Consider the following 14,680-nt stretch of genomic DNA (forward strand, 5'->3'; position numbering starts at 1 on the left):
TGAAGAGCAGATGAAGATAGTTCTTGAAGATGCCAATAAGTATACGGATGAGAAAGTTAGTGGTCTTGTCAATGATGGTGTTAACGAGTCGAAATCCTATACGGATATGAAGTTTGAGACATTGAATTATGCTATTCAGGATGTTCGGAAAGAAGCAAGACAAGCTGCTGCTATTGGTCTAGCGGTGTCCAACTTACGTTACTATGATATACCAGGATCTTTAAGTGTTTCATTTGGGAGTGGTTTATGGCGCAGTCAATCTGCACTTGCTATTGGTGCTGGTTATACATCTGAAGATGGAAATATTCGCTCGAATGTATCTGTGACAAGTGCTGGAGGTCATTGGGGAATAGGTGCTGGAATTACTCTGAGGTTGAGATGATAATAGAAAAAATGGCTGTTATTGTAAAAACGAGAAGTATGTTAGTAAAGGTTCTGCTGTTTGCTCTTGCCTTAATAGGCAAGAGCGAAAGCTTTGCCAACGAGAACAATAATATTTATACAGTGCATCCACCGCACTTATCGATACCTAAGGGAGAACCTGGCGAAACACGTCGAATTATTATGCAGTTTTATGATTGGACTTTGATTTGTGACGAAAAACAAAAGCTTAAACATAAGCAAGGTATATGTAATGTGACACAGACGGTTCATGATCAAGAAGGAAATACCATTTTTAGTTGGTCTCTTGTTTCTACGACAAGTGGTCAAGCAGTGATGCTTTTTCGAACATTGCCAAATTCTGATATAAATGTTCCGATTCAAATGTTTGTAAAAGGTGTTAAAAAACCTGTTCTTATTAATTATACGCAATGTAATGAAACGGTTTGTTTGGCACAATCACCTGTAGGGCCGGTTTTGACTAAACAAATAGAGCAGAACAATAAGGTACGTATTTCCTATAAAACTAAAGAAGGTAAGGTATTTTCTTTTACTGTACCATTTAAAGGGTTAAATGCAGCACTTAATTCTTTCCGTCCTTAGAATTCATCGAGTATTTTTAACAAGAGTCATTTTTCCATAAATTGTTGTATTATATTTCTGAGTGTAAATTATAAGGTCAAATAAGTAAGAAGTTTTATATAATATGATATCGAGGTGATTTATTGGAAAGAGTGAGAGTTTTATGAATATAAAGTCACAGTAAGTTATTTATATGTAATAGAAAATAAAGTTAGTGTTTCCCGTAATGCTTAAAGAATGATTTCGTTAGTTATTAAAAGTAAAAAAGATTAGAAATACTCGATTTATTCCTTACAATAATGAGTAGACTAAATTCTTTTTTTAAGCTTAAAATGGATTTTTAAAGCGGTCTGATTAAGCATTAATATTTTTCAGATAAATTTATAATTCTAGAGTTTTTTTTGAACGATAGTTTTTATTGGTATTCACGAAATAACAGCTATTGTAATTGCATTTTGTAGTACTACGGAACTTTTATTCCAGCATAATCAAAGCCATTTCATTGCATATAACAAACGAGGTTTGTGTGTGGATAACAAAAAAAATTTTTTTCTTATAAATCGTACTAATGTATAGGTTGTTGTAACCTTAAGAGTCAGCAAATAGTATGATAGTGTAGGTTTGTTACAATAGAGGTGTGCTCCGTGTGAATGGTATCAAGAAAAGAGCATAATTTATAAAAATTGATGTGAACGTAAACGATTAATTTATAGTTTTAAGTTCATAAAGAGATGCATGATTTCACGGAAACAACCGAAAGATTATACAAAAAACTGAATGATGTTAGTGTAGAAAATTTTAATGATAGAAAAAGAAAGAATGATTTCTTGTATATATCATTTGATGCTGCATTATTGCTTTATTTAGGAATGAGCAGAAGAGTTTTCGCGTTTATTTATTGGGGGACGCTCAAGGGATAAGGGACATGACCCCGTTAAATTATGGTTCAAAAGAGTTAAAGCAAGGAGAAATATACGATACCAAAGCAGATCAATTGTATGATCAGTGCGGTAGTAATACAAATAATCTTTCTGCATTGTCACGAACAGAGGCATACTCTGTCCTTGTTGATATAAAGAGACAACAGAGAAAAAAACATTATGAACAGAAACAGGTTTTTGTTCAATCTGAGGCAGCTTTTGAGTTTCATAATCAGATAATGATAGGTGCTCAAAAAACAAAAAAACTCAAAGCACCTTTTCTTCGACGGTTCCATCCAGTAAAATCTCCACCTCTTTATGCGGCACTTGATCTCGGAACAAATAATTGTCGTCTTCTTATCGCATCTCCCAGTAAACCTGGATATTTTCGTGTTGTTGATGCTTTTTCTCGTATTGTACGATTGGGAGAAGGTTTAATAAATAACGGTTTTCTTAATACACAAGCTATGGATCGTGCGATTGAAGCATTAAAGATTTGTCATTTAAAGCTAAAACAAAGGCATATTAAGCGTTATCGCTTGATTGCAACGGAAGCTTGTCGTTCTGCAGAAAATGGTAGACATTTTATTCAGCGTGTTTTGGAGGAGACAGGTCTTGAATTGGAAATTGTTGATCGGCAAACAGAAGCGCGTTTTGCTGTTACAGGGTGTAGTACACTTGTTGAACCAAATACTGACGCAATTGTGCTTTTTGATATTGGAGGAGGATCATCAGAAATTGTGCTACTTGATGTTTCTCAAAAGCGTTCTTTTCGTTTAGCTCGACAAATTATCGCTTGGACTTCTCTTCCTGTTGGTGTTGTTACGCTTGCTGAACGTTTTGGAGGGAATGATATTAGCTTAGACGATTTTGAAAAAATGAAAAGTTATGTGCGAGGGTTATTAAATAATTTTTCAGATCGTCATAAATTAGGAGAGTTAGCACAAGGTTCAAAGTTTCATCTTTTGGGAACCTCCGGTACGGTTACGACTTTAGCAGGAATGTATCTTAATTTAGAGCGTTATGATAGGAAAAAAGTGGATGGCATTTGGATGAAGGATGCAGACATTACACTTATGACACAACGTCTATTATCATGGGATATAGAAAAACGTGTCATAAGTCCTTTTATTGGGCGCGAGAGAGCAGATTTAGTTTTAGCTGGTTGTGCAATTTTAGATGTTATTCGGGAAGTTTGGCCAAGTCAGCGTTTAAGAGTTGCTGATCGTGGATTAAGGGAAGGAATTTTGATAGAGCTAATGTTACGCGATGGGGTATGGTGTCGTCGTAGAAAGAGCAGAGATTTCAAGTGTTAGAGAATTAAATATGGAGACAATGAATAACGATGAAAAAAACAACAAAAACACCGAGAGGTGGCTATGGAGGTTCAGGGTCACATGAATTATATCAGCGCGTAAAAAAGAAAGCAGGAACCATTAAAGCTTCATCACGACGATGGTTAGAGAGGCATCTGAATGATCCTTATGTCCATCAATCAAAAGTAGATGGGTATCGTTCGCGTGCGGCTTATAAACTCATTGAAATTAATGAGCGCTATAGGTTTTTGAAAAAAGGTCAAAAGGTTATTGATCTAGGAGCAGCACCTGGGGGCTGGTGTCAGGTGGTTGAGCGTATAGTAGGGTCAAGTGATGAGGATCCTAGCGTTGTTGGTATTGATTATTTACATGTTGATCCATTACCTAGAGTTGCCATGTTGGAAATGGATTTTTTGCATACAGATGCACCGCAGAAATTAATTGAAACTTTAGGGACAAAACCGGATGTGGTTCTTTCTGATATGGCAGCGCCAACAACAGGTCATCGTCAGACGGATCATTTAAGAACGATTTATTTATGTGAAGTTGCGGCTGATTTTGCTCTTTCGGTTCTCAAGCCTGGGGGATATTTTTTAGCAAAGGCTTTTCAAGGGGGAGCAGAAAACACTCTTCTTGCAAGATTAAAACAGCATTTTAAAAAAGTCTACCATGTTAAACCACCCGCAAGCCGATCAGAATCAGTAGAGCTTTATCTTCTAGCGCTTGAATTTAAGGGAAAAACAAAAATACAAGAATAGCACCTTCTTTTAAGAAGACTTAACTTTACTTAACCTATTTAAATGCGATGATTTTTTTCTCAAAGAGTTATCAGCGATAGTGACAGTTTTTCTGTTATCAATGATGAAAAACTGGTAAAATTAATGTATTGCCTATAGAGGTAGAGAGATTGATTCCTCAGTGAGTGTTTCCAATGAAATTTCTTGATCAAGCTAAAGTTTATATTCGTTCTGGTAATGGAGGTTCTGGAGCAGTATCATTTCGCCGTGAAAAATTCATAGAATTTGGGGGGCCTGATGGAGGAAATGGAGGACGGGGTGGTGATGTCTGGGCTCTTGTTGTTGATGGACTTAACACGCTGATTGATTATCGCTACCAACAGCATTTTAAAGCAAAAACAGGGGGACATGGCAAGGGGCGTAATATGACGGGTGAGAAGGGTGATGATGTCATCCTTAAAGTTCCGGTTGGGACTCAAATTTTTGAAGAAGATAATGCAACGTTAATATGTGATTTAACGGAAGTGGGACAGCGCTATCGCCTTGCAAAAGGAGGGAATGGCGGTTTTGGCAATCTTCACTTTACAACATCGACAAATCGGGCACCGCGTCGTGCAAATCCAGGTTTGTCTGGAGAAGAGCGTGCAATATGGCTTCGTTTGAAGTTAATTGCTGATGCGGGACTTGTTGGTTTACCCAATGCCGGAAAATCAACTTTTTTAGCTTCTGTAACGGCGGCAAAGCCAAAAGTTGCAGATTATCCTTTTACCACTCTACATCCTCATCTTGGTGTTGTACGAATTGATGGTCGTGAATTTGTTTTGGCTGATATTCCAGGATTAATTGAAGGAGCGCATGAAGGTGTGGGAATTGGAGACCGTTTTTTAGGACATGTGGAACGTTGTCGTGTGCTCCTTCATTTGATTTCTGCTCAAGAAGAAGATGTAGCAAAAGCGTATCAAATTGTGCGTCATGAACTTGAGGCATATGGAAATAATCTAAGTGATAAGACTGAAATTGTAGCTTTAAGCCAGATAGATACTCTCGCTCATGAAGAGCGTGAAGCTAAACGGGAAGCTTTGCAAAGAGCAGCGGATCAACCAGTTATGATGTTTTCTGCGGTTAGCCGCGAAGGTTTAGAAAATGTGCTGCGTGCTGGTGCACATATTATTGAAATATCACGCAAAGAGGAGAACGGTGGGGATAGCAGGATTGATTGAGATGGCTGTTGGATCGCAAAAACTTACACACTATAAACGTATTGTGGTCAAGATTGGATCTGCCCTTTTGGTTGATCCTCAGGCAGGTTTACGGGTTGAGTGGCTTAAAAGCTTGATCAATGATGTTGTTGAATTGCACAAAAAAGGCGTAGAGATATTATTGGTGTCTTCAGGTGCTATTGCTTTAGGAAGGACATTGCTACAGCTTCCTAAGGGGGCTTTGAAATTGGAAGAAAGCCAGGCATGTGCTGCTTTGGGGCAAATTGAGTTAGCAAAAACCTATGGTGATGCGCTTGCTCAACATGGGCTCAAAACAGGCCAAATTTTGCTCACTTTATTTGATACGGAGGAGCGAAGGCGTTATCTCAATGCACGTGCAACGATTGAGACGCTTTTATATTTGGGAGCTGTGCCTGTTATTAATGAGAATGATACTGTTGCAACAACTGAAATTCGTTATGGTGATAATGATCGTTTAGCTGCACGTGTGGCAACAATGGTGAGGGCAGATCTTTTAATACTTTTATCCGATATTGATGGTCTTTATACAAAGTCTCCCCATAGTGATCCTACGGCTGAATTTATACCTTTTGTTGCATCCATTACGCATGATATCGAAAAAATGGCAGATGTTGCTGCTTCAGAGTTTTCACGGGGAGGAATGAAGACTAAGCTTGAAGCCGGAAAAATAGCTAATGCTGCTGGAACGGCGATGATTATCACCTCAGGCAAGCGTATGAATCCTCTTGCTGCAATTGACAAAGGTGAACGCAAGAGTTTTTTTGCGGCAAGTAAGAAATCTGTCAATGCTTGGAAAACATGGATTTCTGGTCATTTAGATCCATCTGGTGTTTTGACGATTGATCAAGGAGCCATTAGGGCTCTTGAATCAGGAAAATCATTATTAGCTGCAGGGGTTATTGGCGTTGAGGGAAATTTCCAGCGTGGGGATACGGTTGCAATTGTTGGTACAGATGGAGTTGAGATTGCGCGTGGACTTGTAAGCTATGACAAAGATGAGGCTGTACGCATTATAGGACATAAAAGTGAAGAAATCGAAGCTATTCTTGGGTATGAGGCGCGCTCTGCTATGGTGCATCGTAATGATATGATTGTACGTTGCTTGACCAATACTGTTTAAAAAAGTTACTTTTGTTTTTATTGTTTTGGCAGAGTGGATGTTACGATGACTTTAGAAGAAAAAATGAAAGATATGGGACAAAAAGCACGCTATGCCGCTGCAGCATTGGCTATTGCTTCTTCTGAGCAAAAGAACAATGCATTAGAAATGATCGCTTTAAGTCTAGAGGCTCAGTCAGATGAAATTTTACGGGCGAATTGTCAAGATTTAGAGAATGCTGCTCAGAATAATTTGAAAGCTGCAATGATTGATCGGCTAAAATTAGATGATTTGCGTTTACGTGCAATGATAGACAGTGTTCGCCAAGTTGCTCGTTTATCTGATCCTGTTGGACAAGTGATGGATGAATGGACGCGTCCAAATGGGCTTCATATAAGTCGTGTACGAACACCTCTTGGTGTGATTGGCATTATTTATGAAAGTCGTCCCAATGTTACAGTTGATGCGAGTTCTTTGTGCTTAAAAGCAGGTAATGCTGCGATTTTGCGCGGTGGTTCGGATAGCTTTCATTCTTCTCATGCTCTTCATTTAGCTTTGGTACAAGGTTTAGAGCGCTCTGGTTTACCCAAAGATGCTATCCAAATGGTTGGAACGACAGATCGTGCTGCCGTTGGGGAAATGCTCAAAGGATTGGATGGAGCGATTGATGTGATCGTACCACGTGGTGGAAAGAGCCTTGTTGCCCGCGTTCAGTCTGATGCACGTGTTCCAATTTTTGCTCATTTGGAGGGACTTTGTCATATTTATATTGATAAATCGGCAGATTTAGATATGGCACGCAATATTGTTTTAAATGCAAAGCTGCGGCGAACAGGGATATGCGGTGCTGTTGAGACAGTTCTCATTGACAGCCAAGCATTAAAAAAATTTCTTCCTGTTTTAACTGCTTTACAGGAAAAGGGGTGTGAAATTCGTGCCACAGAAGATATTGTTTTTCTTATGCCAGATGTCAAATTAGCTTCTGAAGAAGATTGGTCGCATGAATATCTTGATGCTATTCTTTCTGTTAAAACGGTTGAGGGTGTTGAGGGAGCCATTGCTCATATCAAGCGTTATTCATCAGGACATACGGAATCGATTATTGCTGAGGATTTGGAAGTGGTGAAGAATTTTTTTAATCATTTAGATTCAGCTATTTTATTACACAATGCATCTACACAATTTGCTGATGGAGGTGAATTTGGTTTTGGAATGGAAATTGGTATCGCAACAGGAAAAATGCATGCACGTGGTCCCATAGGTGTTGGACAGCTAACATCATTTCAATATCACGTTAAAGGAAATGGTCAGGTTAGAGCTTGAGAACACCATTTTTTCCATGGAAAAATTGTATGCCACATGTTGAAAGATCTAATGTTGTGGGTCTTTTTGGTGGTTCCTTTAATCCACCGCATGCGGGGCATCTTCTTGTTGCAAAAATTGCCATTCGGCGTTTGCATCTTGATCAGTTATGGTGGATGATCACTCCAGGAAATCCTTTAAAGGATTGTACACAGTTGCTCCCTTTAGAGGAGAGAATGCGATTAAGTTTTAAACTTATTGACCATCCGAAAATTCGCTTGACAGGTTTTGAAAAAGCTATAGGGAGCAAAGTATCGGTAGATACGATTTTTCATATTCTTACTCATTACAGTGGCGTAAATTTTGTATGGATTATGGGGGCAGATAGTTTTGCGACGATACATCATTGGTATCGATGGCATGATATCGTCTCTATGCTTCCTATTGCGATTATTGATCGTCCTTTAGGCAATCGGTCAGCACTTTCCTCTCCTATGGCACATATTTATCGCCGTTTTCGTTTGGATGAGAGAGAAAGTAAGCGATTACCTTTTATCAAGCCACCAGTTTGGACTTATTTGCATGGACCTTTATCTTTTCAATCTTCAACAAACCTTCGTTTGAAGAAGAATGATTTTTCTTGAACATTTCATAAGATTCTGTTTCTCTTTAGAGAAGTCTCTTTTTTAGATTCCACAACGATAAGAAAGGATATTGATCTGAAAAACATTGCACACAAACACTCTTACGATACTATGCCTTCAAAAGAAAAAAAAGTTTTTTCTGTTAGTGAGAGTCTTGAAGTTATTCTCAAGAGTTTAGAAGATACAAAAGCAGAAGATATTGTTGCTATTGATATTCGAGGGAAGTCATCTTTGGCTGATTATATGGTCATAGCTTCAGCAAATTCGCAGCGTCATGTATCGTCTGTTGCTGATCATTTATTACATACTTGGAAAGATAGTGGGCAGGGGCTTGCGCGTGTAGAAGGGCTTGCTGGAGGTGACTGGGTATTGATTGATACAGGTGATATTATCATTCATCTTTTTCGTCCAGAAATTCGTCTTTTTTATAATTTAGAAAAAATATGGATGACGCCGGATTTAAACGATACGGCTTTGCTTCTCTTCGGAGATCATTAAAATGCAAATTTCTATTTTTGCGGTTGGTCGTATGAAAAGTGGGGCGGAGCAAAAATTAGTTCAGCATTATTTGGATCGTTTTTCTAAAATTTCTGGAGATGTAGGCTTTCATTTAAAAAAGTTACAAGAGATACCAGAAAGTCGTGCTCAAACAGTTTATCAACGTATGGAGGAAGAGGGGAGAAAACTTATTGAATTTTTACCTGAAAAATGTCGATTAATTGTGTTAGATGAGCGTGGAGAATCGATTTCGTCAATTTCTTTTTCTGAAAAATTGAGGCGTTATCGTGATGAGGGCATTCGAGATGTCGTCATTGCTTTGGGAGGACCTGATGGGCATAATGAACAAATAAGGAAGCGTGCTGATTTTCTTTTATCTTTTGGTTTGATGACGTGGCCACATCAAATTGCACGTATTCTTCTTACAGAACAACTTTACCGCGCTGTAACAATTGAAAATAATCATCCGTATCATCGTTTTTAATATTTTTGTTCAATTTTTAGCACTTATTTATATGTTTATTAATATTGTTTTAGCTGACACCATTTAAAGCATCTCTAATGTATACGATGAGGTGTCATGGTTTTTGCAAATGAAAAAGCTTCTTCATAGAAAGATGCTATATTTATATGAGGAGTGCGTCATATTTGTCATTCTGCTCTTGAGTATATTTTTTTGCTTTTCTGTATCGCATGCGGAAGATACAATGAGGAGTACGGAAGTCCATAAAGAATTAGGAGAAATTCGCCAAAATATTTCACTTTCGCGTGAGCGTGTTGCTTTTCTTATGCATCAAGTTGAGCATTTAAAAAAAGATCAACGTGTTTTGAGTGATGCACTCATAAAGGCGGCTAAAGAAGAACGTATAGTAGCAGATGATATTGCTAAAAGGGAAGAAAAGCTTAAAAAAATGATAGAAAAGCGGGTACAAGTCTATCAACGTTTAAAAAATCGTCGTGCTGAATTTGCGGAAGTTCTTGCAATTTTGGAGCGTATGGGATTGAATCCGCCTCCTGCTCTTATGATACAGCCAGAGGACGCGTTGGCTTCTATACGTAGTTCTGTTTTATTAGGTACCGTTATTCCTCAGATGCAAGAGAAAACACGAGATTTAACAGAAAAACTCAAGGAGTTGACCAATTTGAGTAATTCCATTACTACGGAATATAAGGCATTAAAGACAAAGCTGCAAAATCAAGCAGAGCAGCGAAAACGTCTAGAGCTTTTATTAGACCAAAAAAACAAACTACAAAAAAAATCAGAAAAAGAACTTACAGAACAGCAACAAAAAAATATTGCTCTTGCTAAAAAAGCGCAGTCTTTAGAAGAATTGATTTTAGAGCTCGACCGTCAGTCAAAACTTAGCTCTGATGCATCAGTACAGGTACGGAAAAGTTTGCAATTGTTAGAACAGTCCAATTTTGAAAGCCGAAAAGGTTCTTTACTTTTTCCTGTTTCAGGAAAAAGAATACATCACTCTAACAAAAGTTCGCAGATTACGCGCTTTGGTGAAACGATAGAAACAGAGTCAGGAGCTGTTGTTATATCACCTGTGGATGCTTTTGTTGCTTTTGCTGGGCCATTTCGTTCTTACGGACATTTAATCATTCTCAATGTTGGAAATGGTTATCATATCATTCTTACTGGAATGTCGAGAATTAATGTAAAACAGGGGCAGTTTGTTCTTTCAGGTGAGCCTCTGGGTATAATGGAAATGCAATTTATTTCAAACAGTGTTGCATTGGATATAGGAAAAACTTCTCCAATGCTTTACATTGAGTTTAGAAAGCAGGGAAAACCTGTAAATCCAACTCCTTGGTGGCAGACTGAAAAAATAAGAAGGAGCCAAAATGATTCGTAAAGTTATTCTTTTGGTCGCTGGGGTATTGCTCGGCGCCTGTTCAATGATTATGGTGCAGTCTGTTGCTGCGAATAATGAAGATAATGCATATAAAAAGCTAGCTATATTTGGCGATGTTTTTGAGCGTGTGCGTATGCAATACGTTACAGTTCCAGATGATAAAAAGCTTATTGAAAATGCTATCAATGGCATGCTCACATCACTGGACCCTCATTCATCTTATTTGAATGCTGAAGAAGCCAAGGATATGCGGGATTCTACGAAAGGAGAGTTCGGAGGTCTTGGTATTGAGGTCACTATGGAAAAAAACTTAATTAAAGTTGTTTCACCAATGGATGATACTCCCGCTTCAAAAGCAGGTATTCTAGCAGGAGACCTTATTTCAAAAATTGATGATGTACAAACGAATGGTCAAACATTGAATGAAGCTGTTAATAAGATGCGAGGTGCTCCTGGAACACCAATTACCTTAACAATTATTCGTTCTGGCGTTGATAAGCCATTTGAAGTGAAGATTGTTCGTGATATTATCAAAGTAAAAGCGGTGAAATATCGGGTTGAAGGTGATATTGGATATTTAAGAGTTATCCAGTTTTCTGAACAGACATTAAATAATCTTCTAGCGGCAATTAAAGATATCCAATCTAAAATTCCTGAAGATAAGCTAAAAGGTTACGTCCTTGATTTGCGGCTTAATCCCGGTGGGCTTTTAGATCAAGCTGTTAATGTTTCGAGTGCTTTTCTCAATAAAGGTGAAATTGTGTCGACTCGTGGGCGCAAAAAGAGTGATGTGACAAGATTTGATGCGAAGCCAGGTGATGTCATTAATGGAAAACCGCTCATTGTTCTTATTAATGGTGGTTCAGCAAGTGCTTCTGAAATTGTTGCGGGTGCACTGCAAGATCATCGTCGTGCAACAATTTTAGGGACGCAGTCTTTTGGTAAAGGATCTGTTCAAACAATTATTCCTTTGGGTGAAAATGGGGCTTTACGCTTAACAACAGCACTTTATTACACGCCATCAGGCACTTCTATTCAAGGAACAGGGATCACACCAGATATTATTGTAGAGCAACCACTCCCTGAAAAATATAAAGGTTATGATGTAAAAGTTGGTGAGTCTGCATTAAAAGGACATATCAAAGGAAAACGAGAGAGTAATAAAGGATCTGGTTCAGCTGCTTTTGTTCCCAAAGACCCTAAAGATGATATTCAATTGAATGAGGCTTATAAACTGTTACGAGGTGAAATGGCAAATGCAGCATTTCCACCAGATCCCAATAAGGATGTGTTAAAGTGAGAATTGATATCTATAGCTTGCGATTTTGAGGAATATTAAATGGATGCAGATATTAATTTGAAGATTCTTCCATATCGCAAATGTGTTGGGATTGTTGTCTTTAATCATGAGGGGAAAGTGTGGGTTGGGCGTCGTTTAATGATGCCCATTCATGCAGATGCAGATATTGACATATCTCATCGTTGGCAGCTTCCTCAAGGAGGGATTGATGAAGATGAAAAACCATTAGATGCAGCATATCGTGAACTTTATGAAGAAACGGGTATTCGATCTGTAAAGTTGATTAAAGAAGCACAAAATTGGTTCCATTATGATTTTCCACAAGAACTTATTGGGTGCACATTAACAAATAAATATCGTGGGCAAATACAAAAATGGTTTGCTTTCCAGTTTACAGGAAAGCTTTCTGAAATTGCGATTAATCCGCCACCAGATGGCAATAAAGCGGAATTCGATCAATGGAAATGGATTGATCTAGAAACCCTTCCGTTGATTGCTGTTTCTTTTAAAAAGCACGTTTATACGAAAGTTGTCAGCGAATTTCGAGGTAGCCTTAGACCATTATAAAAGCTATATGATTATGAGAAAGCTTTTTTTATTAAGATGCTTTATATTATAATAAATAATAAACATGTTTATCTTTTATGTAAAGAACAGGAATATAAAATGAAAAAGTTATTTAATTTACTTATAGTTTTTACTCTCTTGAGTATTTCATCTGTTGCATTTGCAACAAGTTCAAAGCCTCCTGCATCAAAAGATGCGGCAGCGACATTGCCAAATGGAGCTTCTTCTTTGACTGAAACCTACGGTTTGTGGACTATTAACTGTGGTATACAAGAAGGGAAAAGAATTTGTTTTATGCACCGTCAAGAAGTAAATGAGCAGGGGCGTGTTGTTGTGGCTATGGGCCTTACTCTCGATGCTGAGGGTGTTGTATCTGGTAATTTAACAGTTCCTTTTGGCATTTTGGTTTCTAAACCTGTTCGTTTACAAGTTGATGAGGGAAAAGCTGTTATCGAAACCGGTATCCGGACTTGTGTACCAGCAGGTTGTGTGGTTCCTGTCGTTTTTGACAAAAATCACGTAGCAGCTTTACGTTCTGGAAAACAGTTAAAGTTGGCGATGACAATTGCTGCTGCAGGTGAACCAGCTTTGAATGATTTATTTGTTCAGCTAGATGGTTTTAGCAGTGCTCTTAATCGTTTGACTGCTTTGCAGAAATAATTTTAAAACTAAAAGCGGCCTTTAAAAGGCCGTTTTTAGTTTGTTTGTTTTTTATAATTAATAATTAAAACGATGAGATTTAAGATTAATCCTATAAGGGATATTCAGATTTTTTGCCGTTTCTTCTATTTTATGTGCTATTTTTAATTTTGATATTTGTTTTCTAACTGCATCGTCATTAAATAGAGAGATGAAGAATTTAGATGTCTGGTTTTTATTCAAGAAAAAAGAGTATTGAAATATAAAACCATTTTTTGATACACAGACCTGCTTTAATGAAGGTTTTCTATACGCTCTTCTGTTTCCTTGATTGAAAGGGATGACGCATGATTTATGCATTGCTTCGAACGATTGATTTGATTTTTGAGATTTATATTGATATTTTAATCGCGAGTGTCATTTTTTCTTGGCTTTATGTCTTTAATATCATAAATTCGCGCAATCGCTTTGTTGTTTTGATAGGAAGCTTTCTATATCGTCTTACAAATCCCGTTCTAAGCCGTATCCGGCAAATTTTACCAAATTTTGGAACGATTGATATTTCACCTATTGTAGTGTTCATTATTATTTATTTTATTCGTACTTTTATGTGGCGCGTTTACGCAAACATGTATGTATAGAAATATTACTTGAGGCGAATACATGTTTTATCAAGTTGATAAAAATAACTTGATTTTGTTTGTATATCTCATTCCAAAATCATCTGTTGACAAAATAATAGGGGTTGAATGTAGGGATGGTGAAAAACAATATCTGGTTATACGCCTTCGTGCTGTTCCTGAAGATGGAAAAGCGAATAAAGCTCTCATTAAATTTCTTGCGAAGCAGTGGAGAATCCCATCTTCTTCTATTTCTCTGAAAAACGGTGCAATATCTCGCTACAAACAACTTTACTTTTCAACACATTTAGAAGAGCTAAAACAGATATGGCAATCCTTTAGAGATTACATCTCGTAGAAAAAATAAATAACAAAGCCTATAAAAAATAGGCTTTATTTTATTAAATCGTTATATTTTGTTATTGCGCTCAACAGCTTGCTTAATTAATTCATGAGCAAAGTTTTTATCACGCCATCCTTCAATTTTAGCCCATTTTCCAGGTTCCAGATCTTTGTAATGCTTGAAGAAATGTTCAATTTGTTTGAGTGTAATCTCGGGCAGGTCTGTATAGTCATGAATATTGATATAGCGTTTTGTTAATTTTGTAGTGGGAATGGCAATAATTTTTTCATCTTTACCACCATCATCTTCCATCATTAGAGCTCCGATGGGGCGAACATTGATAACACAACCAGGCATAAGTGGACGGGTATTACAGATAAGGACATCAATAGGATCACCATCATCTGAAAGCGTATGAGGGACAAAACCGTAATTTCCAGGATAAACCATTGATGTATGAAGAAAACGGTCAACAAATAATGCACCCGACTTTTTATCCATCTCATATTTTATTGGCTGCCCACCAAGAGAGACTTCCACAATAACGTTAATATCTTCTGGTGGATTTTTGCCTACGGGTATTTCCTTAATATTCATAGAGACATCCTTTCTGGAATATAGTGAGGCTC

Annotated in this window: 17 protein-coding genes; 16 read left to right on the forward strand and 1 reads right to left on the reverse strand. The window is 37.5% G+C overall.

The window, feature by feature from the left end; translation table 11 throughout:
- The 16 genes from ACFINK_RS04755 to ACFINK_RS04830 all read left to right on the forward strand — a co-directional run.
- Window positions 1–382 (forward strand): YadA-like family protein (locus ACFINK_RS04755; RefSeq protein WP_375638348.1); only part of this gene is annotated, 382 nt, incomplete at its 5' end.
- Window positions 379–984 carry an invasion associated locus B family protein gene (locus ACFINK_RS04760; RefSeq protein ID WP_375611868.1) on the forward strand — a complete coding sequence of 202 codons (606 nt, stop codon included), beginning with the start codon at window positions 379–381 and terminating at the stop codon, window positions 982–984. The genes ACFINK_RS04755 and ACFINK_RS04760, both read left to right, overlap by 4 nt.
- A 904-nt stretch (window positions 985–1,888) precedes the next feature.
- Window positions 1,889–3,199, forward strand: a complete 1,311-nt coding sequence (locus ACFINK_RS04765) for a Ppx/GppA phosphatase family protein (RefSeq protein WP_375638349.1) — start codon at window positions 1,889–1,891, stop codon at window positions 3,197–3,199.
- A 29-nt stretch (window positions 3,200–3,228) separates the two neighbouring features.
- Window positions 3,229–3,957 carry an RlmE family RNA methyltransferase gene (locus ACFINK_RS04770; protein WP_375638350.1) on the forward strand — a complete coding sequence of 243 codons (729 nt, stop codon included), beginning with the start codon at window positions 3,229–3,231 and terminating at the stop codon, window positions 3,955–3,957.
- 173 nt (window positions 3,958–4,130) lie between these two features.
- Window positions 4,131–5,156, forward strand: coding sequence for a GTPase ObgE (gene obgE, locus ACFINK_RS04775; RefSeq protein WP_375632262.1), 1,026 nt, complete (start codon window positions 4,131–4,133; stop codon window positions 5,154–5,156).
- A gap of 1 nt (window position 5,157) precedes the next feature.
- Window positions 5,158–6,297, forward strand: a complete 1,140-nt coding sequence (proB, locus tag ACFINK_RS04780) for a glutamate 5-kinase (RefSeq protein ID WP_375638380.1) — start codon at window positions 5,158–5,160, stop codon at window positions 6,295–6,297.
- A 45-nt stretch (window positions 6,298–6,342) separates the two neighbouring features.
- Entirely contained in the window at window positions 6,343–7,599 is a 1,257-nt protein-coding gene (locus tag ACFINK_RS04785; protein WP_375611863.1) for a glutamate-5-semialdehyde dehydrogenase, read from the forward strand.
- Between the two features lie 29 nt (window positions 7,600–7,628).
- Complete coding sequence (locus tag ACFINK_RS04790) at window positions 7,629–8,222, forward strand: nicotinate-nucleotide adenylyltransferase (RefSeq protein ID WP_375611862.1); 594 nt, start codon at window positions 7,629–7,631, stop codon at window positions 8,220–8,222.
- Window positions 8,223–8,333: 111 nt separating this feature from the next.
- Complete coding sequence (gene rsfS / locus ACFINK_RS04795) at window positions 8,334–8,720, forward strand: ribosome silencing factor (protein ID WP_375610572.1); 387 nt, start codon at window positions 8,334–8,336, stop codon at window positions 8,718–8,720.
- 1 nt (window position 8,721) lies between these two features.
- A complete protein-coding gene (gene rlmH / locus ACFINK_RS04800) occupies window positions 8,722–9,204 on the forward strand; it encodes a 23S rRNA (pseudouridine(1915)-N(3))-methyltransferase RlmH (protein WP_375611861.1) in 483 nt (160 codons plus the stop codon).
- Between the two features lie 133 nt (window positions 9,205–9,337).
- Complete coding sequence (locus tag ACFINK_RS04805; protein ID WP_375611872.1) at window positions 9,338–10,582, forward strand: murein hydrolase activator EnvC family protein; 1,245 nt, start codon at window positions 9,338–9,340, stop codon at window positions 10,580–10,582.
- Window positions 10,572–11,882 carry a S41 family peptidase gene (locus ACFINK_RS04810; RefSeq protein ID WP_273790634.1) on the forward strand — a complete coding sequence of 437 codons (1,311 nt, stop codon included), beginning with the start codon at window positions 10,572–10,574 and terminating at the stop codon, window positions 11,880–11,882. The genes ACFINK_RS04805 and ACFINK_RS04810 overlap by 11 nt, the downstream gene beginning before the upstream one ends.
- Window positions 11,883–11,921: 39 nt before the next feature.
- Window positions 11,922–12,449: an RNA pyrophosphohydrolase gene (locus ACFINK_RS04815; protein ID WP_375611860.1), complete on the forward strand. Its 528-nt coding sequence runs from the start codon at window positions 11,922–11,924 to the stop codon at window positions 12,447–12,449.
- Window positions 12,450–12,548: 99 nt separating this feature from the next.
- Complete coding sequence (locus ACFINK_RS04820; RefSeq protein WP_273790632.1) at window positions 12,549–13,109, forward strand: invasion associated locus B family protein; 561 nt, start codon at window positions 12,549–12,551, stop codon at window positions 13,107–13,109.
- Between the two features lie 326 nt (window positions 13,110–13,435).
- On the forward strand, window positions 13,436–13,729 hold the full coding sequence (locus ACFINK_RS04825) for a YggT family protein (protein ID WP_375611859.1): 294 nt from the start codon (window positions 13,436–13,438) through the stop codon (window positions 13,727–13,729).
- Between the two features lie 22 nt (window positions 13,730–13,751).
- Window positions 13,752–14,066 (forward strand): DUF167 domain-containing protein, encoded by a 315-nt coding sequence (locus ACFINK_RS04830; RefSeq protein ID WP_375611858.1) that lies wholly within the window; start codon window positions 13,752–13,754, stop codon window positions 14,064–14,066.
- Between the two features lie 51 nt (window positions 14,067–14,117).
- On the opposite strand, the gene ppa is transcribed toward ACFINK_RS04830, so the two are convergent.
- Window positions 14,118–14,648, reverse strand: a complete 531-nt coding sequence (ppa, locus tag ACFINK_RS04835) for an inorganic diphosphatase (RefSeq protein ID WP_375613276.1) — start codon at window positions 14,646–14,648, stop codon at window positions 14,118–14,120.
- Between the last annotated feature and the right edge of the window lie 32 nt (window positions 14,649–14,680).

It is taken from the genome of Bartonella sp. AA16NXGY (assembly GCF_042197325.1).
In the GTDB taxonomy this organism is placed as follows: Bacteria; Pseudomonadota; Alphaproteobacteria; order Rhizobiales; family Rhizobiaceae; genus Bartonella.

Excerpts from the sequence above, each read along its gene's own strand:
- obgE (WP_375632262.1), top strand. The coding sequence starts at position 4,131 with ATGAAATTTCTTGATCAAGCTAAAGTTTATATTCGTTCTGGTAATGGA.
- ACFINK_RS04815 (WP_375611860.1), top strand. The coding sequence starts at position 11,922 with ATGGATGCAGATATTAATTTGAAGATTCTTCCATATCGCAAATGTGTT.
- ACFINK_RS04785 (WP_375611863.1), top strand. The coding sequence starts at position 6,343 with ATGACTTTAGAAGAAAAAATGAAAGATATGGGACAAAAAGCACGCTAT.
- ACFINK_RS04770 (WP_375638350.1), top strand. The coding sequence starts at position 3,229 with ATGAAAAAAACAACAAAAACACCGAGAGGTGGCTATGGAGGTTCAGGG.
- rlmH (WP_375611861.1), top strand. The coding sequence starts at position 8,722 with ATGCAAATTTCTATTTTTGCGGTTGGTCGTATGAAAAGTGGGGCGGAG.
- rsfS (WP_375610572.1), top strand. The coding sequence starts at position 8,334 with ATGCCTTCAAAAGAAAAAAAAGTTTTTTCTGTTAGTGAGAGTCTTGAA.
- proB (WP_375638380.1), top strand. The coding sequence starts at position 5,158 with ATGGCTGTTGGATCGCAAAAACTTACACACTATAAACGTATTGTGGTC.
- ACFINK_RS04820 (WP_273790632.1), top strand. The coding sequence starts at position 12,549 with ATGAAAAAGTTATTTAATTTACTTATAGTTTTTACTCTCTTGAGTATT.
- ACFINK_RS04830 (WP_375611858.1), top strand. The coding sequence starts at position 13,752 with ATGTTTTATCAAGTTGATAAAAATAACTTGATTTTGTTTGTATATCTC.
- ACFINK_RS04805 (WP_375611872.1), top strand. The coding sequence starts at position 9,338 with ATGCTATATTTATATGAGGAGTGCGTCATATTTGTCATTCTGCTCTTG.
- ACFINK_RS04760 (WP_375611868.1), top strand. The coding sequence starts at position 379 with ATGATAATAGAAAAAATGGCTGTTATTGTAAAAACGAGAAGTATGTTA.
- ACFINK_RS04825 (WP_375611859.1), top strand. The coding sequence starts at position 13,436 with ATGATTTATGCATTGCTTCGAACGATTGATTTGATTTTTGAGATTTAT.
- ACFINK_RS04790 (WP_375611862.1), top strand. The coding sequence starts at position 7,629 with ATGCCACATGTTGAAAGATCTAATGTTGTGGGTCTTTTTGGTGGTTCC.
- ACFINK_RS04765 (WP_375638349.1), top strand. The coding sequence starts at position 1,889 with ATGACCCCGTTAAATTATGGTTCAAAAGAGTTAAAGCAAGGAGAAATA.
- ppa (WP_375613276.1), bottom strand. The coding sequence starts at position 14,648 with ATGAATATTAAGGAAATACCCGTAGGCAAAAATCCACCAGAAGATATT.
- ACFINK_RS04810 (WP_273790634.1), top strand. The coding sequence starts at position 10,572 with ATGATTCGTAAAGTTATTCTTTTGGTCGCTGGGGTATTGCTCGGCGCC.